We start from the raw sequence: 17602 nt of genomic DNA, 5'->3' as shown, positions 1-17602 counted from the left end.
TGACACCATTCTGCATAAATCAGGCAGCAGGCTTCTGCTCTTCCTGCTTCCCTCTTCTGACCCAATAATGTCCTTATATCAAAACTGGCTTTCAATCTTCTTGATCTCCTCTCTTTCCAATTCGGCTGTCACATGAGTATATATGTCCATGGCCAAATCAACCGTAGAATGGCCAAGGTGCTCCGGACGCACCGCCTGCAGCTTCATATTGCCTATCTCCTGCTTTATATGCTTATAGCTTTTCTCATTGCTAATTATAGTTGTTTCCCGGACAACATTCACCCGGTATTCCTTTAACCAAGTGCTATACCATGAGTCAACCGTTAACCGCTGCGGCTTTGCATAGATTCCATGGTCAATCTCATATTTCACATCCCGCAGCTTCTTTTCTACCTGGAAGGCGCTAACATCAAACTGTCCGACACAGTGTCGGATATCAATGGTAAGAGCGCACACAATATTTTAGAATACCTTCTCACCGGAGCATCTATGGATGAGGCGAAATATAACGAATTGTATAAACAGAAAATCATTGCCCATAACCTCAAAGCCACTAAGGAACAGATCATAGATGACCTCAATGGTGTTATGAGTCCCCTTCAGCGCCGGATGATGTAGGACGGATTTTGCGGACATTCAAAATAAAAAAGAATGTGGATGTAACAGGTAATGGCAAAGACGATTTTTGAGGAACTGGGCGGAAAATACGAGCGGCAAACTCAACGCCCATCTTTCTGATATAGACAGACAGGCGCAGGAACGCTTTGAAAGGCTCATAGAGGGTATGAATCAAGCACAGGGCAAACGGAACAGCTAAAGGCTGAAAACGCCTTAGAATGGATAAAGCAAATCCAAAAGTTTAGATTTTTCCTGAAATCCAAACTTATATAAAATCCAAACTTTTCTGAAAACGGCTTGATAACAGGGGATTCTTGCCGGAAAAAGTTTGGATTTCATTTCACAAAGCGCAATACTCTAATTATGACAAAATGAGTAAAATATTGCTATTTAGCTCTGTTTCAATCAATTTATTCTCATTTCTGACAAGAGAAGGGCAAAACAAAACCCAAACTTTTCTATCAGAAAATGCCTTGAATAAAGGAGTTACAAAAGAAAGTTTGGATTTCTCCTAAGTTTGGATTTCAGGACGAATGAATAACATACGGGCTTGTGCGATGGAGATTGTGAACAAAGAAATTATTTACGTATAACAGACTGGCGGCAGAGGATAAAAGCTCTGCTGCTCTTCTTTTCGGGGAGTTATGATTAAGCGATATGAAACCGCTTAAAACAAGAGATTCCATATTTGTATTTAGGAAATAAAAATATGAAAGTCGCTTTTTTCGGGAATACACTTGACTTTAACGCAACGTAATAGTTTATAATTATAAAAAAATTGGGGAGGAAGGATGATATAATTATGAATGTAAATGCAATTCGTTCAGACGGTATTTACGCAAAAATTATGAAAGCTCCGTTTGATAAGAAAGACGATATTTATCGTTATGAGATGATGATGCCTTTTGAAAAAAAATTGGCTTGCTACAGTATACCGCTAAAAGCAACTACACCAAATGGATATGACGTGATAATGGCAAGCGGCATGCTTGGTCATATTGTGCCAACAAAAGTGGATGAAACTCAACGGGATAATATTGAACGTATATCTTCTGATAGTCTTTGGATTGATTGTAAACAGTCAATCCAAAGGTCGTTGAACTGTTTTTCTAAAGCAGGAGTTGAACTGCCTGTTCAAGAGTATTTGTTTACCATTCTGTTGGCTAATGCTGAAAGCCCTTATACCATAATGAATGAGGGTTATTGCGGGGACGGGGGCATCCCAGGATATATTATGGCTTGGCTAATCCCTAACGATTACACAATAGAGCATCTTCCAGTTGCATTTGCACATGAAACTAATCATAATGTGCGTTTCCAGTTTATTAAATGGAAAAATGATATTACACTCGGAGAAATGATGGTCAGTGAGGGGCTTGCAGAAAACTTTGCCACATATTTGTATGGAGAAGATAAGGCAGGACCGTGGGTTAAAAAAACAGATATGAAAATGCTGAATGAATATATCAAACCAATTATTTATGACGGACTAAATGTACAGGGGCTTGAAAATCTCAATGCTTATTTATATGGCGATGAAATGGCGGCTTTACAAAACTATCCCCCCGTTGAGCTGCCCTATTGTGCCGGATATGCCTGCGGCTATTATTTAGTGAAGCATTTCTTGAAAAAAACTGGTAAAAGTATAATTGAAGCGACACTCTTGCCCGCAAAAGAAATTTTAGACGCTGCGGAGGATTTTTGGAATGATTAAAAAGACTATGTCTGTCCATGAAGTTGCTAAATTGACTGGTATCACCGCCCGCACACTTCATTATTATGATGAAATTGGGATTTTGAAACCTACGGGCTTAACCGAAGCGGGCTATCGAATGTATGACGATACAGCACTTAGCCGGTTGCAAAGTATTTTATTGTTCCGTGAGTTAGAATTTCCTTTAAAGGAAATTAAAGCAATTCTTGACAGTCCTGACTTTGACGCATCAGAAGCTATTTCTCAACAAATTGAGCTGTTAGAATTAAAATGTAAACATATAGAGGAACTGATTACCTTTGCCCGCGAAATTCAAAACAAGGGAATAACGGCAATGAATTTTGAAGTTTTCGGCAAAAGCGAGATTGAAAAGTATAAAGCGGAAATCAAAGCAAAGTGGGGCAATACCAAAGAGTATCAAGAGTACAAGAAAAAGGATATTGCCCGAAACGGAGGTAGTTATAGTAAGATTGCAAACGAACTGTTGACAATATTTTTTAAATTAGGAAAATTGAAGCATTTAGCACCTAATGCTGATGAAGTACAAAACGGAATCGCTGCAATACAGAAATTTATAACTGATAATTATTATGAATGCACCAATAAAGTGCTTAGTGGATTGGGTGAAATGTATGTAGGTGATGAACGCTTTAGGAACAATATTGATAACGCAGGCGGTGATGGAACTGCTGTTTTTGTTAAACAGGCTATTGTTGTATATTGCAGTAAAAGAAAGGTGTAATTAATTGTGACGGAATGGATACGCTGTCCTGCTTGCGGAAATAAGACTCATAACAAAATTAGAGAAAAAACGATTTTGAAAAACTATCCTTTCTATTGCCCGAAATGCCGACAGGAAACATTGATTGAAGCAAAAAATTTACAGGTAACGGTTATTGAAAGGCTTGATGTGAAAACACAGAGCTAATTAACAAATCGACCTATCGGTATTTATGAGGTGATTAGGCCACTTATAAATATTTTTTGACGCAAAATGGCAAAATTTCTGCATAAGAAAAACACTTATGCCAATGCTGGTATAAGCACAAGGTTTCTAACGGTTAATCCTGCCGCAATGACCTCTTTGCCGTAAGCTGTTGTAAAATACTTATAAGTTCCTTGAACCCGTTCAATAATCCCATGGAGACGGAGCCGCTTAAAAATTCTCGACATGGCAGACGGACTGATATCCTCCAGATGGCGGCGGATATCCTTTCCCTGCATTCCAAAAGTCATGTATTCGCCCCGGCTGATCACTTCCAGTACCAACAGATCTTTTGGGGAAAAGAAGTTCAGCCCACGGTAGGAACGGCCTTTCTCCTTAACAGCCTCTGTTGCTTTTGTAAGATTCTTCTTTCCGCCGCTGTGGTCATCAAAGGATGATACGAATTCCAGATACCGGTAGTTGGCGGCTTTCATGATTGTGAATAACTGATACAGGCTATAAATACTTTTTTTCAAAGGCGCTTTTTGTTCTGTGGAACTGCCGTCCCTGTGTTCCACTTTCCGTTTTACACGAAAAGTCCCGATGTCATTGCAAGTACTTTCTATCCGTAAGACACAGCCAAATTTATCATACATTTTAATTGATACATCACCCATATGGTGTTTGATTCTCGTACCGAGAATACGCTGGTTATAGTTTGTACCGACTTCTTTCTTACAGTTATAGGTAATGCGCTGTCCCAGGAATGCAGCGATGTTATCCGGCTTTACCGTAAAGATTGCCGTCCGGATGATCTCATCATAAAGGGGCTCCAGGTCACAGGCCTGTTTGAACATGATATCGGTTGCGCACTCAATCTGTTGGACTGTCCAAGTGTAGCCGAGACCGAGCGATTCCGCAATGGGACAGTAGCGTTTTGCAAATACATCCAGGATTTTATGGAGACCTTCCGGGTTGATTCTGTCAGATAGTTTCTGGGCAGTTTCGACATCTGAGATTTCAAGGAAGGCGTTATCATGCATACGGTAAGTGATCCCTTTCTTTTGCAGCTTATGGGCCAGAAGATTATGACCGTTCATGTAGAACTGTAGTCGGAAGGGAGCCCAGGTGGGGACCCGGAGATAACACAAGCCGAGTTCTTTATCTATAAAATAAAAATAATAATGGAGACATTTGCTTTGGTCAAACTTAAGGAATGTTTTTCCGGTTGTTTTATCATGCCATGGCTTATAAGTATTGCATTGTTCCATGGCAGAAAAGATATGAATCAGCCCCTCAGACTTACCGGTTTTCTGAATGATCTCCTGGATGCGGTCATCTTTTCGGAACGCCCGGAGTTTCCGGATGAACTCAATCTGGATGCCGTTTTCATCTGCAATACGCTGGGCATTGGCACGAACCTGTTCCGTAAGAGGCTGGGAGAAACTAGAAAAATCAAAAATACGGATGTTGTTGGCTTTTAAATAGCTGGTCATACCTTCCGCATAACTCCATCCGGGGATATAGCCCTGGATGATCATACGGTCATAGCAAGTGATGATACCATTCATTTTGTCAGCATATTTATCCGTAAGTAACATGAACACATCCTCCAATAGTTTTCTTTATTGTACTTGAAATTTGGAGGAAATGCAAAAAACTTTTCCGGTTTATCCGGGTTAGGATATGGAAGATAATATTTATTGTATAATAAAAAAGTCTATGCGCTCTATTTTTATGTAAAGGAGCAAAATTTTATTGGCAAAGACAGAAACACACAACAAAGAGTCACCCGACAGCACCCACCCGCAAAAATTATCGTGGAAAGTCACTATGTAGGCACTGAAAAATGGAAACGGTATTCAAACGGATAGCCGGGGAACAGATAACAAAAAAGATTAAGGAGATAGCGGAAAACAGCGGAAATTAGCACTGGAAACGGAAAAGGGAATATATAGTATAATAGGAGTTGCGGTACGAATTATGACCGCCCCGCTTTCCGCCAGCTTATCGAGGACATACAGGACGGTGAAGTGTCAACGCTCATCACAAAAGACTTGTCATGATTGGGAAGGAATTATCTTGAAACGGGTACTTATATCGAGGTATTTTTCCCAAACCATAATGTACGGTACATTGCAATCAATGACGGAGTGGACTCCATAGATAACGCACAAATGGATATCATGCCGTTCCGCAACATCATCAATGAAATGTACGCAAAGGACACGTCAAGGAAAATCAAACGCGCACTCCACGCAAGGAGAATGCAGGGCAAGTATATGGCTACTACCGCCCCGTTCGGTTATATATGTGAAACGGTTACTTCGCTGTGCAAATTTTATGTATCTCCATGCTTATTTTCTCTGACGGATGGCCACAGGCATATTATAATGCCTGCATCCCCCCAATTTGCTTATTTGGCAGGTTACCTGCCCCTGCCGGACTGCTATTCCGGTAAGGGCATTTCATTTATACTATTGTAAATCTCCGGCTTCTTGCCAGCTTCACGAACTGGCTGTACACATCCGGGAGCACCGCTTTCAGAGTTTTGCTGTCAATGCGCGGTTGCTGATGATTTCTTTCCAGTAGATGATGAAATTCTTAGTTTTTAATTCATCGACTCCTTTTCCCTCTAAATCTGCCTTAATCTCGGCTTTCACTTTCTCCGCCTGGGCTTCCAGCTCTTTCATTTGCGCTTCAATAGTCTGCAGCTTTTTAACTCTGTTCTCAATCATTCTCTCCGTCATGGTGTGTTCTCCTTTCATGCAACGTTTTTCTTTATCTTTATGCTTTTATTCTACATCATTATATATAATATGTATGCTTTTTATAGATTATCTATATTTTTTTGTAGGTTTATTATTGCATTATATAGAAACATCCGCTATAATACAATTACCGAAAGGAAGTGAGTAAATGGCTTTTTCTTATGACAAACTATGGAAATTACTAATAGATAAAAAAATGACTAAAGAAAATTTCCGTATATTAATCAAAGCATCTCCTACAACAATAGCAGCAATGGGTAAAGGGGAAGGTATTTCCCCTAAAGTCTTAGACCGTATATGTACAGCTTTTAATTGCCAACCTGGTGATATCATGGAGCATGTACCTAACACTAGTACAGCATTGCTGAAATAACAATGAATAAATATTGCTTTTTTATTGTAGTCGGTGCATAATAATTCTATCACTAAAGAATGGATGGATTACTATGCGAAGGAAAACAATTGATACTATCCCAGTTTTATCTGATGCCATGAAAAGCATCTTATCTGCTTTTTCAAAAAGCCGCTCCCTTCCGTCTGGACTGGTCAAAAGAGCCGGCATTGTCCTGCTTGCGTCACAGGGGGAACTCAACCAGAATATTGCATCACAGGTCGGACTTCATTATAATAATGTTGCCACCTGGCGCAGCCGATTCCTCGCGGCGCTCCCCGCCTTGCGGAAGATTGAAATGGACGATCCGGAAAAGCTCGAAGATGAGATACGGGCAGTCCTGTCCGATAAAAAGCGTCCCGGTGCCCCGTCTGTTTTTACGCCGGATCAGATTATGCGGATCATCGACCTTGCATGCAGTAACCCAAATGATTTTGGGTACGAAGTAAGCCAGTGGAGCCTTCCGCTGTTAGTGGCAGAAATTAAAAAGCAGGGGATCGCTGAACAGATTTCTGAGAAATCTGTCAGCCGTTTTTTAAAAATGAGGTAGATTTACATCCCCACAAAATCCGTTATTGGCTCCATTCTTCTGAAAAGACGGAATCCCCGGAATCTTTTGCGTGTAAAGTAAACGAAATCTGCGGCCTGTACCAGAGCGCCCCGGAACAAAACCGGGAAGGTGCACACGTTGTTTCCACGGATGAAATGACGGGGGTACAGGCGTTGGAACATAAATATCCTAACCCGGATAAACCGGAAAAGTTTTTTGCATTTCCTCCAAATTTCAAGTACAATAAAGAAAACTATTGGAGGATGTGTTCATGTTACTTACGGATAAATATGCTGACAAAATGAATGGTATCATCACTTGCTATGACCGTATGATCATCCAGGGCTATATCCCCGGATGGAGTTATGCGGAAGGTATGACCAGCTATTTAAAAGCCAACAACATCCGTATTTTTGATTTTTCTAGTTTCTCCCAGCCTCTTACGGAACAGGTTCGTGCCAATGCCCAGCGTATTGCAGATGAAAACGGCATCCAGATTGAGTTCATCCGGAAACTCCGGGCGTTCCGAAAAGATGACCGCATCCAGGAGATCATTCAGAAAACCGGTAAGTCTGAGGGGCTGATTCATATCTTTTCTGCCATGGAACAATGCAATACTTATAAGCCATGGCATGATAAAACAACCGGAAAAACATTCCTTAAGTTTGACCAAAGCAAATGTCTCCATTATTATTTTTATTTTATAGATAAAGAACTCGGCTTGTGTTATCTCCGGGTCCCCACCTGGGCTCCCTTCCGACTACAGTTCTACATGAACGGTCATAATCTTCTGGCCCATAAGCTGCAAAAGAAAGGGATCACTTACCGTATGCATGATAACGCCTTCCTTGAAATCTCAGATGTCGAAACTGCCCAGAAACTATCTGACAGAATCAACCCGGAAGGTCTCCATAAAATCCTGGATGTATTTGCAAAACGCTACTGTCCCATTGCGGAATCGCTCGGTCTCGGCTACACTTGGACAGTCCAACAGATTGAGTGCGCAACCGATATCATGTTCAAACAGGCCTGTGACCTGGAGCCCCTTTATGATGAGATCATCCGGACGGCAATCTTTACGGTAAAGCCGGATAACATCGCTGCATTCCTGGGACAGCGCATTACCTATAACTGTAAGAAAGAAGTCGGTACAAACTATAACCAGCGTATTCTCGGTACGAGAATCAAACACCATATGGGTGATGTATCAATTAAAATGTATGATAAATTTGGCTGTGTCTTACGGATAGAAAGTACTTGCAATGACATCGGGACTTTTCGTGTAAAACGGAAAGTGGAACACAGGGACGGCAGTTCCACAGAACAAAAAGCGCCTTTGAAAAAAAGTATTTATAGCCTGTATCAGTTATTCACAATCATGAAAGCCGCCAACTACCGGTATCTGGAATTCGTATCATCCTTTGATGACCACAGCGGCGGAAAGAAGAATCTTACAAAAGCAACAGAGGCTGTTAAGGAGAAAGGCCGTTCCTACCGTGGGCTGAACTTCTTTTCCCCAAAAGATCTGTTGGTACTGGAAGTGATCAGCCGGGGCGAATACATGACTTTTGGAATGCAGGGAAAGGATATCCGCCGCCATCTGGAGGATATCAGTCCGTCTGCCATGTCGAGAATTTTTAAGCGGCTCCGTCTCCATGGGATTATTGAACGGGTTCAAGGAACTTATAAGTATTTTACAACAGCTTACGGCAAAGAGGTCATTGCGGCAGGATTAACCGTTAGAAACCTTGTGCTTATACCAGCATTGGCATAAGTGTTTTTCTTATGCAGAAATTTTGCCATTTTGCGTCAAAAAATATTTATAAGTGGCCTAATAAGCTCCCATTACCCGGCCAGTGCGCCAAAATGGAGTTTGAGTATATCCGCCATGGCACGACCAGTCTCATCGGGTTCTTTGATGTTGCAACGGGCCGTATGGAAATGCCATATCTAAACTCCACACGCACAGAAGAGGATTTTGTGGAAGCTGTAAAAGCATTGACAGAAACAGACCCGCAGGCTCCATGGACATTTATATGTGATGGCCTGAACACCCATAAGTCGGAAGCCCTTGTCCGCTTTGTGGCAGAGGCCTGTGTCCCTGGTGTGGAACTGGGCAAAAAAGGAAAGACAGGGATCCTCAAAAGTATGAAAAGCCGGGCAGATTTCCTGCATGACCCTTCCCACCGGATCCGCTTTGTGTATACTCCGAAACACAGTTCCTGGATGAACCAGATTGAGATATGGTTTGGCATCATTAACCGAAAGCTGCTGAAGCGGAAAAGCTATCTGTCAATAGAAGAACTGGAAGCAAGCATCTTGCGCTTTATTGAACAGTACAATCTTACAGCACACCCATTTAAGTGGACATATGCTGGGATACCATTAGCAATTTAATCACTGATATTTAAGCAATGATGTACTAGTTCAGAAAGGGGAGAAATATTTCAAATGACAGAATATGATTTTATTAAAACCGTAACAGTAAAAATTGATAACAGGCAATCCGTCTCAAAAAAAGAAATTAATACCGCCTTGAATTATCTTCATGCACTTCAATCAAGCAATGCATATCCAGGCTCTAAGATTGAAGCTATGCATATCGGTGGAGTACTCGCTGATGAATTAAGCAAAAAGTAATTCGGAAAGGAAGTGTTGCCATGTCAGCATTACAACCACAACCTATCATTACCACTCTGGAAGAATATGAAGCACTCCCGGAGGATACAAGAGCAGAAGTCTTTGACGGACAGATTTATTACATGGCCAGTCCATCACAAGATCACCAGACTATTCTCACAGAACTGCTTGTCTCTATCCGCAATCATATACGGAAGAAGGGCGGAGGATGCCAAGTATTCCCGGCTCCATTCGATGTGAAGCTTTCTACGGAGCTGCTTACCATTGTCCAGCCTGACATCATGATTGTGTGTGATAAGGACAAGCTAGATGGTAAGCGCTGCAATGGTGCCCCAGACTTCATCATTGAGATTGTTTCCCCAGGGAATCCGTCAGATGATTATATCCGCAAACTCTATTACTACAAAAATGCTGGAGTCCGTGAATATTGGATTGTAGATCCACGCCGTAAGACTGTGACAGTTAACTATTTTGAGGGAAATATGCTCAATGTTCAATATTCCTTTGATTCTACAATTAAGGTTAATATCTATGATGATTTGTACATCAATTTCTCTGATATTGCCGGTTTGCTGAATATTTAGCCAAAAGAAAAGGCATGTGCTCCGCTGCATATGCCTTTCATTCCGTCTATGTAATTTTCTGTCATTCTCTACTGTTCTTTCTTATTTTCTTCTAACCACTGCTCAAAATTTCCCTCTGGATTCCACTTATAAAACGCTATTTTCATATTTTCCAAAATAATTTGTGCATTTGGATGGGCCTCTCCTAGTACCCTTTCTTTAATCTGCAGACTCTTCTTTTGCAGTTCTTCCGCTAAATTTCTGACACCATTTACACCAATTTTGACACCGTTTTTTTGTAAATCAGTCAATAATATACGAGCATAGACGATATATAATGCTTTGATATAACGTATTGACGATGGGAAACGGCAACAAATACTAAGAGCAATTTTATTCTCATGGGATATTTTCTTACAAAAATGTAAGGTGAATGCTTAATCTGAAAGCCAAAGCAAAATTGCCAACGGAAAATCCGCTGGCAACCAACATTTACTTCGATAATTCATATTCAAAAGAAGCCCTGTCTGTCTTAAAGTAAAAGAAAATACGTTCTCCCTTCCGAAATCTGTAAAATGCCTGGCAAGCCGCGCTTTCGTGAATCGTCCTCGTCATGTCTCCATTAGCAGGAGCTTTAAGAGGGCGCTTAACTCCCTCCAGCAATCTTGCTTCTAACTCCAAATCTCCCTGAACAATTCGAAGTTTCCCATTCTGAGCCTGTACTGCTCTTGCCCCCAAATAAGTTGCCAGCCGATATTCTCTGCCCTTCCATAACACAACACCTATGACGCCGCGAAAATGAAACCCTGCAACGGGAACATCGGCCACAGATAACATCAGCGACCCGTCCGGGAAACCGCACTGTGTCCACACATATTCTTTAGGAAATGAACATCCCTGGTCACCCTCCCAATATCCGAATGCATCCTGAAACAAATATTCCTGGCCATTAACGTACACCCTGCCTTGAACAAAATGCCGCATGCTTTGCACACTATGCCGGCATTCTAGAAAAGGTAGTACGGAAAATGGCCCCATAATATCATATTTTAAAGGAAAAATCGGTCCAAAATGCAATTTTCCATTTATATTTAACTCTGGCGTATGTATTGCCAAAAGGATTCCTCTCTTTCCAAAGCGATTTTGTCCTATCCGAATATCCTCTCCTGTCCGATGAAATGCAGCAACAGGGAAATCAACTTTCCATGAATGATGTTCTGTAATGATCTGAATGGAACAAAATTTCTTTTGTTCTGACTTGTGGACTGCCGGTATAACTGCCAGCGTCTGAGTCGCAGACTGACATTTAAAATACCATCCATAAAAAAAATTACGCATAAATTCTGTCCTCCATTGAGAGATATTTTATTTTTCCTCAAATAGCTGTCATTTATACACCGCAGTCCCTATAGTCAGAATCACTGATTATATTTTGCTAATGTTTATTCCCACTGAAAGCACTTCACCGCAATTCCCGTGCAAACAATAGCAACAGCCCCCATGACCACTACCGGCAGCCACAGGTTATCAACAGCCAGCCCCAGTGATGCCGCTTTCATAAGCTGTATCCCCTGTGTCAAAGGAAACAATCCGACAATCTTCTGCAGCATCTTTGGCATTACCTCAAACGGTACAGTTGCTCCTGAAAATATCAACATAGGGAAATACAGGATACTGGCTATAACGCTGGCTATTTTCGTATCTTTTGCAATCCCGCCTACCATCATGCCGATACTTAAGGTAGAAATCAATGTAAGAAACCAACTCCCAATAAAGGCAGGCCAACTCCCACGAAACGCCACTCCCCAGAAGCATGCAGCGGCCAAAAAGAGAAGAACCATAGAAACAAGGGCATACAATACATAAATCGTAAATTCTACAACGAGAAGCATGACCGGGCTCACAGGAGTCACCTGAAAACGTTTCAGGATTTTACGTTCCCGATATTCCGATACCACAATCGGCAGACCCATAAGGCCTCCGGCACAAATAGATATGGTACACACCGCACTCATAGACTGCTCCAGAAACGTATACTCTGCTCCGGGATATGCCGGCCTGGACTGATAAATAATCCCAAGGACAACCAGTACTACTACCGGCATAATCACCGCAAAAATAACCATATTCATATTTCGGATATTCAATTTTAGTTCTGTTTTCAAAAGATTTGTAAAAGTCCTCATGCATCTGCCTCCTCATCTGAAAATTTTAAATAAGCATCCTCAAATTTTTCACATCCGCTTTGCTCTTTTGCCTGCTCTATTGTTCCATAAAACACCGTCTTACCTTTTTTCAGGATACAGACCTCATCACAGAGCGCTTCCACCTCATCCATAAAATGCGATGTAAGAAAAATAGTCAGCCCCTGCGCTTTTAAATCCTCCAGAATCTTCCACACTGTCCTCCTTGCCTTCGCATCAAGCCCCGTTGTAAGCTCGTCTAAGAAAACCAGCTCCGGCGCCGGGATAAGCGCCAAGGCAATAAACAACCTCTGACGTTCACCCCCTGACAGACTTTTTACCGCATTTTTCAGCTTATCGCCAATTCCAAACCGCTCACAGAGTTCCCTCCAGTCTGACGGGCTGTCATATAAACATGCTATTTCCTCGCATATTTCGGAAACTTTAATCTCTGGCTGATAATCTCCTTCTTGAAACTGGACGCCTACCTTTTGGAACAGTGCCCGGCGTTCTTTTCCTGGGTCACGTCCCAATACAAGCGCTGTCCCTTGTTCGGCCCGCCTGGTTCCTAAGATACATTCAATCGTTGTACTTTTCCCTGCTCCATTTGCTCCCAGCAGCCCAAAGACTGTGCCATTCTTAACGGAAAGATTCAAGCCGTCCAATACCTTTTTCCCGTTATAAATTTTTGTAAGGCCGCTTACTCTGATGGCTTCTTTCGCTTTTCTCATTTTTATCTCCTCTCTTACTCCTGTTTTCAGATTGCAGTATAGCATTACCCGGAAATATCTTCTCGACTTTTTTTGGCATATTTGAGGTGCCGCGCTTTTCAGCTGATGGAGCTTGTATGAGATAAGTTATGGTGGAAATTTCTTTTCTGCCGCTGGGCAGATTGATGTTACTTATTAGCCTTTGGTAGTGTTTGCATAAGCGCAAAGAAATGTTGTGTCTCGCCAGTATTAAAATACGCATACCATTCTTCCAGCGTGTCGGGTCTAAAAACGCCTAAGTGCTCAATAATCTGCTTTGCCCACAGCAAGGCTCCAGATGCACTTGCGGTAATGAGATTGTCACCCACAACAGAAAGCTTGTCCACAAAGCAATCTGTCCCTTTATAGTTGGGGCAAAACATTTCAAGAAACCCTGCTCCGTTGCTTGTGTGCGGGCGCTGATCTAGCAGTCCTGCGCGGGCCAGAGCAACAGTAGCGCCACAGATAGCGCACACAGTAGCACCCACAGAAAGTAGCTCAGTCGCTTTCTTGATAATAGCACCATGTTTCGGATCATCCCAGGTGTTTCCCCCTGGCAACAGTAGAACACTCTTATCATTCATCACAATATTATCAATTACACAATCTGGAATAATGTTAAGACCGCCCATTGTTTTTATGGGCTCTTTTGAAATACCGACCGTTTTGACCGATACGTCTGGTGCATCCTTTTTGAAGAATCGACCAGAATTTAATTCCGCGGTAACGTACCCTATTTCCCAGTCTGCCATAGTGTCAAGAGTATAGACATAGATCGTAAACATAAATCTCCTCCATCTTCATAGTTGATTAGTCTGCTCCCTTATTGTATCATGTAATTGTTGACATCATTATGTCAGCATTTATGTGATAATAAAAGAATTTGAAAGGCGGCTCTCGAATGAAAGTAGATAGACTTGTTAGTATTATTATGATACTCCTTGAAAAAAAGAGGGTAAGCGCACAGAAGTTAGCAGATACGTTTGAAGTCTCGCCCCGCACAATATACCGCGATATAGACACAATTAGCATGGCAGGTATTCCTATCCGTTCTACATCAGGAGTAGGCGGAGGATTTGAAATTATGCCAGATTATAAGGTTGATAAAAAAGTTTTTTCGGCGGATGACCTCTCAGCACTTTTGATGGGCCTTTCCAACCTTTACAATATAGTTCGGGGGGATGAATTGATACACGCTTTGGCAAAAGTCAAAAGTTTTATTCCTGCCGACAGAGCGAAAGATATAGAGCTAAAAGTGAACCAAATATGTATAGATCTGAGCCCGTGGGTAAGCAACAGAAATACTCAATCGTATTTGGAAATTATAAAAACTGCTTTGCAGGAAAACAGGGCAATTTCCTTTAGTTAGTGCCTGCTGATTAAGCCACTATTATTAACTTCCCCGAAATCTCTTCGGAGAAGCCTCTTAAGCGACTCAACAGGGCGCAGAGAATCCTTCTCTGCATTTTGAAGAGATTCGCTGTAAGTACCGATAACGCTATTGATGTGAGTTGTGTTTCCTCCAGTTTGGTTACGATTAATCCTAATCCATAACTATGTTTTTCAACACTGAATTCCCGTTCCACTTCAATTCGGTCCGTATTATCTTGATATTCCTGTTTCTTCTCTATCTTTGTCTGTTTTTTCTTCCCTGGCCGTCCCAGTTTAGGACCAGACATCCGAATCCCTTTGCTTTTACAAAACTTTCGGTTTTCTCTGGTCCGGTAGATCTGATCTACCAGTATCCGTTCTGGATAATGCCCTGTCCGGTTATAGTATCTCATGACCGCTTCCTGAAGGTAAACACTTTCATTGTATGCTTCAAATGAGATCTGTTCAATCCGACTATAACCTTTTTCATCTATGCTTAAGTCCAGTTTCGCCCCAAACTCTACCGGTGCTTTCGCTTTCCCCCTTACGATCGGACGCAGCCACGGCTGACTAATACTTACAATGCGGTGTTCGACCGTATGCGTTTTGTTCTCATACATGTACAACTGTTGCTCATACAGTTTCATAATCGTCACCAAAAACGGAATCTCCTTTTTTACTGGCGCATAGCCCTCTTCCATGTATTTCTCCAGATATCCAAGATCCCTCCGGACATAGGACAGCTGTTTCTTTACCGCCTTTCGCACCTGCTTTTTGGAATGTTTCTTCCCTTTCGCAAAAGACAGATATTCTTTCCGGGCTTTTTTACGGTAACGTCTCGGTAACGGCAGTCCATAGGATTTACAAAACCGATAAATGATCGTCTCCAGTTTTTCTCTTGCTTCATTTAAAAGGGATACGTCCTGGGGATATCGGATGTTAGCCGGTGCACAGGTGGCATCTATAATCAATGTCCCTTGATTCACTGCATCTTCCTGACCCTTTTCACAATCCCTCTTTTCAGAAGAGTCTTTTGACGGAGGATCCTTCTTATCATCATGATTCAAAATATAGTCATTTGCTTCCATGATGATCTCAGAAGACAAACGTTTCCGGAAAAGGACAAGGGTACTTGCATCAAACGGTGGTTCTTCCTGATAACCTGGAAGCCCTATGAAGTATTGCAGATATGGATTCTCTGTAATCTGTTCCACAAGTTCGCGGTCTGAGAAACAGAGTTTCTTTTGGATAATTAATGAACCAAGAGCCGTACGCAAAGGCTTTGCAACGTTTCCTGTATCATTTGGAAACAGATCAGCATATTTTGATTCAAAAACATCCCATGGAATTTGTTCTGCCAAACGCACCCATCTGTTTTCAGGATTCATATGCATTCCTAATGGCTGGTTAAAATCGAGGAATGAATGTTGTAACTTATCAAGATATTTATACATATATTGGACTCCCTGCTTGTATATTTTTAAGGTTATCTGCACGAAAAATGAACGATTAATTTCTATTATCTTGCAAGTATTATATACCAAACAGCCAGAAAAGTCAGTAAAATCAAGCATTTTAAGTTTAATCAGCAGGCACTAGTTATATAGATCGTCATGGAAATAAAACAACACGAACAGTCGAACCATATCAGCTTGTACTAAAAAGCAATCATTGGTATTTTCAAGGATACTGTTATAGCAGAAATGATTACCGCTTATTTCGATTGTCTCGCATGACAGATTTGCAAATGAAAAAAGATACTTTTGTTCCACGGGCTTATCAAAAACCTATTTTAGACATCGCAGAAATTGTGGAAACACTGCAAATAGAAATCAAAATCCGTATCCATAAATCTATAATGGACAGAGTACTTGACTTCTGCGCTTATGAACACTTTACGCCAGATGACGATGAATATTACATTGTAGACTTCCCCTTTATTGATAGAGACTACTACTATGATATACTTCTAAGTTTTGGCGATAAGTGCGAATGTCTGGAACCTTTACATATCCGTGAAAAAATAAAATATAAAGTACATAATATAGTTGCCCTATATGATAATTAGAATCTTAGATATTTACTTTATTCTATCGCTCTGACAATGCACATTAAGCGCCTTAATTGCACGCAATTCTATATATCCCCGTTCCCCCCGCGGTTCCAGCTGGATACGTGGGCTATCGTCATCCCATTCGTAACCAATCACTGCCGGATCATATTGGTTCATAGAATACTGTACGGAAAGGATTGCCTGGGAATAATCTTCCTCCCTGAACGGCTCACCCTGAAAAACCAGATACTCCGAAGCAGGCAGGGAAATGATATCAAATCCTTCCGGGATCCCACCTGCATAGTCTGACTCCACTTCTACCCCCTGTACATAAGTAGACGTACCCGGCGTCTTAAATCTTTCAGGCAGCCAAAGGCAGACGGGCTCCCCGCAGAGAGAATCCATACTCGTGAGAATTCCCCATATGTCACAGTTTACCTCGCTGCAGTAATCAAAATAATCCTCTGCGCAAATACCCCGCTTGATGATTGCCTTGCGCTCTGGCTTTCGGATTACCTGTACAAAAACACTCTGCAAATTTTCCATATCAACAACATCCTTCCTTAATTCTTTGAATTTCACGCCATAAGGGATAAAAAGCGCAATAGGAACCGGGTCCTTTACATAGTCTCCTGGATTACAGCCAAATTCTTTGTAAAAGGCTCGTGTATATCCGTCCACACTGCCAAAGCCGCACTCATAAGCTACATCTGAAACAAGACACTGCTCCTGTTTCAGCCGCATAGCGGAACGTGTAAGACGCAACTTCCGAATATATTCCGCCGGAGTTGCCCCCAGATAATTCTTAAACAGCCGGTAGGAATGCCATGGGGAATAGAGCGAAACTTCCGAAAGTTGAGTTAATGTAAGTTCTTCTTCCAAATGTCCCTCAATATATTCCTGCATCCTCTGAACAGCCTCCATTTGTTCGTTCATACCATCCTCCTGATATACTGCTAATGCTCCACCCTGTCAGAATCCAGATTCAAAAACCATACAGTTAATGAATCTAGTACAACCTCGCAGAATTCACTGTTAATTATGCAATGCTGTACTAGATTCCGGCCAGATAAA

Annotated in this window: 20 protein-coding genes and 4 pseudogenes; 14 read left to right on the top strand and 10 right to left on the bottom strand. The window is 41.6% G+C overall.

The window, feature by feature from the left end:
• Positions 1-78: 78 nt before the first annotated feature.
• Positions 79-456: a tyrosine-type recombinase/integrase gene (locus tag VSQ62_RS30375; protein ID WP_334638584.1), complete on the bottom strand. Its 378-nt coding sequence runs from the start codon at positions 454-456 to the stop codon at positions 79-81.
• A 250-nt stretch (positions 457-706) separates the two neighbouring features.
• On the opposite strand from VSQ62_RS30375, the pseudogene VSQ62_RS30370 reads away from it, so the two are divergent.
• The 4 genes and pseudogenes from VSQ62_RS30370 to VSQ62_RS30355 form a co-directional block, all read left to right on the top strand.
• Positions 707-891 (top strand): annotated as a pseudogene (locus tag VSQ62_RS30370) (TnpV protein); the annotation flags it as partial.
• A gap of 529 nt (positions 892-1420) precedes the next feature.
• Positions 1421-2332: a DUF2268 domain-containing putative Zn-dependent protease gene (locus VSQ62_RS30365; RefSeq protein WP_334638583.1), complete on the top strand. Its 912-nt coding sequence runs from the start codon at positions 1421-1423 to the stop codon at positions 2330-2332.
• On the top strand, positions 2325-3074 hold the full coding sequence (locus tag VSQ62_RS30360) for a MerR family transcriptional regulator (RefSeq protein ID WP_334638582.1): 750 nt from the start codon (positions 2325-2327) through the stop codon (positions 3072-3074). Before VSQ62_RS30365 ends, VSQ62_RS30360 begins: the two co-directional genes overlap by 8 nt.
• A gap of 3 nt (positions 3075-3077) precedes the next feature.
• Complete coding sequence (locus tag VSQ62_RS30355) at positions 3078-3260, top strand: cysteine-rich KTR domain-containing protein (protein ID WP_334638733.1); 183 nt, start codon at positions 3078-3080, stop codon at positions 3258-3260.
• 95 nt (positions 3261-3355) lie between these two features.
• On the opposite strand, the gene VSQ62_RS30350 is transcribed toward VSQ62_RS30355, so the two are convergent.
• Positions 3356-4858 carry a MarR family transcriptional regulator gene (locus VSQ62_RS30350; protein ID WP_334636781.1) on the bottom strand — a complete coding sequence of 501 codons (1503 nt, stop codon included), beginning with the start codon at positions 4856-4858 and terminating at the stop codon, positions 3356-3358.
• Between the two features lie 465 nt (positions 4859-5323).
• Between VSQ62_RS30350 and VSQ62_RS30345 the strand changes: the two are divergent.
• Positions 5324-5569, top strand: a pseudogene (locus tag VSQ62_RS30345) (recombinase family protein); the annotation flags it as partial.
• Between the two features lie 231 nt (positions 5570-5800).
• Here the strand turns inward: VSQ62_RS30345 and VSQ62_RS30340 are convergent.
• Positions 5801-6007 (bottom strand): hypothetical protein, encoded by a 207-nt coding sequence (locus VSQ62_RS30340; RefSeq protein WP_334638581.1) that lies wholly within the window; start codon positions 6005-6007, stop codon positions 5801-5803.
• Positions 6008-6176: 169 nt separating this feature from the next.
• Between VSQ62_RS30340 and VSQ62_RS30335 the strand changes: the two genes are divergently transcribed.
• The 6 genes from VSQ62_RS30335 to VSQ62_RS30310 all read left to right on the top strand — a co-directional run bounded on the left by VSQ62_RS30335 (position 6177) and on the right by VSQ62_RS30310 (position 10193).
• Entirely contained in the window at positions 6177-6401 is a 225-nt protein-coding gene (locus VSQ62_RS30335) for a helix-turn-helix domain-containing protein (protein WP_334638580.1), read from the top strand.
• 73 nt (positions 6402-6474) lie between these two features.
• Complete coding sequence (locus VSQ62_RS30330) at positions 6475-6969, top strand: helix-turn-helix domain-containing protein (protein WP_120397171.1); 495 nt, start codon at positions 6475-6477, stop codon at positions 6967-6969.
• Positions 6970-7240: 271 nt separating this feature from the next.
• A complete protein-coding gene (locus VSQ62_RS30325; RefSeq protein ID WP_334636781.1) occupies positions 7241-8743 on the top strand; it encodes a MarR family transcriptional regulator in 1503 nt (500 codons plus the stop codon).
• Between the two features lie 11 nt (positions 8744-8754).
• Entirely contained in the window at positions 8755-9366 is a 612-nt protein-coding gene (locus tag VSQ62_RS30320) for a transposase (protein WP_334638579.1), read from the top strand.
• A gap of 54 nt (positions 9367-9420) precedes the next feature.
• Positions 9421-9609: a hypothetical protein gene (locus VSQ62_RS30315; RefSeq protein ID WP_334638578.1), complete on the top strand. Its 189-nt coding sequence runs from the start codon at positions 9421-9423 to the stop codon at positions 9607-9609.
• A 20-nt stretch (positions 9610-9629) separates the two neighbouring features.
• A complete protein-coding gene (locus VSQ62_RS30310) occupies positions 9630-10193 on the top strand; it encodes a Uma2 family endonuclease (protein WP_159757482.1) in 564 nt (187 codons plus the stop codon).
• 68 nt (positions 10194-10261) lie between these two features.
• Here the strand turns inward: VSQ62_RS30310 and VSQ62_RS30305 are convergent, their stop codons facing one another.
• The 5 genes from VSQ62_RS30305 to VSQ62_RS30285 all read right to left on the bottom strand — a co-directional run bounded on the left by VSQ62_RS30305 (position 10262) and on the right by VSQ62_RS30285 (position 13889).
• Complete coding sequence (locus VSQ62_RS30305; protein WP_334638577.1) at positions 10262-10483, bottom strand: tetratricopeptide repeat protein; 222 nt, start codon at positions 10481-10483, stop codon at positions 10262-10264.
• 181 nt (positions 10484-10664) lie between these two features.
• Positions 10665-11132: a hypothetical protein gene (locus VSQ62_RS32755; protein WP_502957884.1), complete on the bottom strand. Its 468-nt coding sequence runs from the start codon at positions 11130-11132 to the stop codon at positions 10665-10667.
• A 482-nt stretch (positions 11133-11614) separates the two neighbouring features.
• Positions 11615-12358, bottom strand: a complete 744-nt coding sequence (locus VSQ62_RS30295; protein WP_334638575.1) for an ABC transporter permease — start codon at positions 12356-12358, stop codon at positions 11615-11617.
• Positions 12355-13086, bottom strand: a complete 732-nt coding sequence (locus tag VSQ62_RS30290) for an ABC transporter ATP-binding protein (protein WP_016220826.1) — start codon at positions 13084-13086, stop codon at positions 12355-12357. Before VSQ62_RS30290 ends, VSQ62_RS30295 begins: the two co-directional genes overlap by 4 nt.
• A gap of 167 nt (positions 13087-13253) precedes the next feature.
• A complete protein-coding gene (locus VSQ62_RS30285; protein ID WP_016220827.1) occupies positions 13254-13889 on the bottom strand; it encodes a type 1 glutamine amidotransferase family protein in 636 nt (211 codons plus the stop codon).
• Positions 13890-14005: 116 nt separating this feature from the next.
• On the opposite strand from VSQ62_RS30285, the pseudogene VSQ62_RS30280 reads away from it, so the two are divergent.
• Positions 14006-14467: pseudogene (locus VSQ62_RS30280) on the top strand (helix-turn-helix transcriptional regulator); the annotation flags it as partial.
• Between the two features lie 16 nt (positions 14468-14483).
• On the opposite strand, the gene VSQ62_RS30275 reads toward VSQ62_RS30280, so the two are convergent.
• On the bottom strand, positions 14484-15929 hold the full coding sequence (locus VSQ62_RS30275; protein ID WP_334635220.1) for an IS5 family transposase: 1446 nt from the start codon (positions 15927-15929) through the stop codon (positions 14484-14486).
• A gap of 149 nt (positions 15930-16078) precedes the next feature.
• Between VSQ62_RS30275 and VSQ62_RS32750 the strand changes: the two are divergent.
• A pseudogene (locus VSQ62_RS32750) lies at positions 16079-16213 on the top strand (helix-turn-helix transcriptional regulator); the annotation flags it as partial.
• Positions 16214-16222: 9 nt separating this feature from the next.
• The gene (locus VSQ62_RS30270; RefSeq protein WP_502957883.1) at positions 16223-16543 is read left to right on the top strand and encodes a WCX domain-containing protein; all 321 of its coding nucleotides are present in this window, start codon (positions 16223-16225) and stop codon (positions 16541-16543) included.
• 12 nt (positions 16544-16555) lie between these two features.
• On the opposite strand, the gene VSQ62_RS30265 is transcribed toward VSQ62_RS30270, so the two are convergent.
• Positions 16556-17464 carry a helix-turn-helix transcriptional regulator gene (locus VSQ62_RS30265; protein WP_159757470.1) on the bottom strand — a complete coding sequence of 303 codons (909 nt, stop codon included), beginning with the start codon at positions 17462-17464 and terminating at the stop codon, positions 16556-16558.
• Positions 17465-17602 lie beyond the last annotated feature (138 nt).

It is taken from the genome of Sporofaciens sp. JLR.KK001, assembly GCF_036941055.1.
Lineage (GTDB): Bacteria > Bacillota > Clostridia > Lachnospirales > Lachnospiraceae > Sporofaciens.
This window is presented reverse-complemented; position numbering and strand designations above follow the sequence as displayed.

Bases quoted from the DNA above. Each gene is read 5' to 3' on its own strand.
- VSQ62_RS30325 (WP_334636781.1), top strand. From the start codon at position 7,241: ATGTTACTTACGGATAAATATGCTGACAAAATGAATGGTATCATCACT.
- VSQ62_RS30330 (WP_120397171.1), top strand. From the start codon at position 6,475: ATGCGAAGGAAAACAATTGATACTATCCCAGTTTTATCTGATGCCATG.
- VSQ62_RS30365 (WP_334638583.1), top strand. From the start codon at position 1,421: ATGAATGTAAATGCAATTCGTTCAGACGGTATTTACGCAAAAATTATG.
- VSQ62_RS30310 (WP_159757482.1), top strand. From the start codon at position 9,630: ATGTCAGCATTACAACCACAACCTATCATTACCACTCTGGAAGAATAT.
- VSQ62_RS30275 (WP_334635220.1), bottom strand. From the start codon at position 15,929: ATGTATAAATATCTTGATAAGTTACAACATTCATTCCTCGATTTTAAC.
- VSQ62_RS30295 (WP_334638575.1), bottom strand. From the start codon at position 12,358: ATGAGGACTTTTACAAATCTTTTGAAAACAGAACTAAAATTGAATATC.
- VSQ62_RS30350 (WP_334636781.1), bottom strand. From the start codon at position 4,858: ATGTTACTTACGGATAAATATGCTGACAAAATGAATGGTATCATCACT.
- VSQ62_RS30320 (WP_334638579.1), top strand. From the start codon at position 8,755: ATGCAGAAATTTTGCCATTTTGCGTCAAAAAATATTTATAAGTGGCCT.
- VSQ62_RS30360 (WP_334638582.1), top strand. From the start codon at position 2,325: ATGATTAAAAAGACTATGTCTGTCCATGAAGTTGCTAAATTGACTGGT.
- VSQ62_RS30265 (WP_159757470.1), bottom strand. From the start codon at position 17,464: ATGAACGAACAAATGGAGGCTGTTCAGAGGATGCAGGAATATATTGAG.
- VSQ62_RS30335 (WP_334638580.1), top strand. From the start codon at position 6,177: ATGGCTTTTTCTTATGACAAACTATGGAAATTACTAATAGATAAAAAA.
- VSQ62_RS30340 (WP_334638581.1), bottom strand. From the start codon at position 6,007: ATGACGGAGAGAATGATTGAGAACAGAGTTAAAAAGCTGCAGACTATT.
- VSQ62_RS30270 (WP_502957883.1), top strand. From the start codon at position 16,223: ATGAAAAAAGATACTTTTGTTCCACGGGCTTATCAAAAACCTATTTTA.
- VSQ62_RS30315 (WP_334638578.1), top strand. From the start codon at position 9,421: ATGACAGAATATGATTTTATTAAAACCGTAACAGTAAAAATTGATAAC.
- VSQ62_RS30285 (WP_016220827.1), bottom strand. From the start codon at position 13,889: ATGTTTACGATCTATGTCTATACTCTTGACACTATGGCAGACTGGGAA.
- VSQ62_RS30290 (WP_016220826.1), bottom strand. From the start codon at position 13,086: ATGAGAAAAGCGAAAGAAGCCATCAGAGTAAGCGGCCTTACAAAAATT.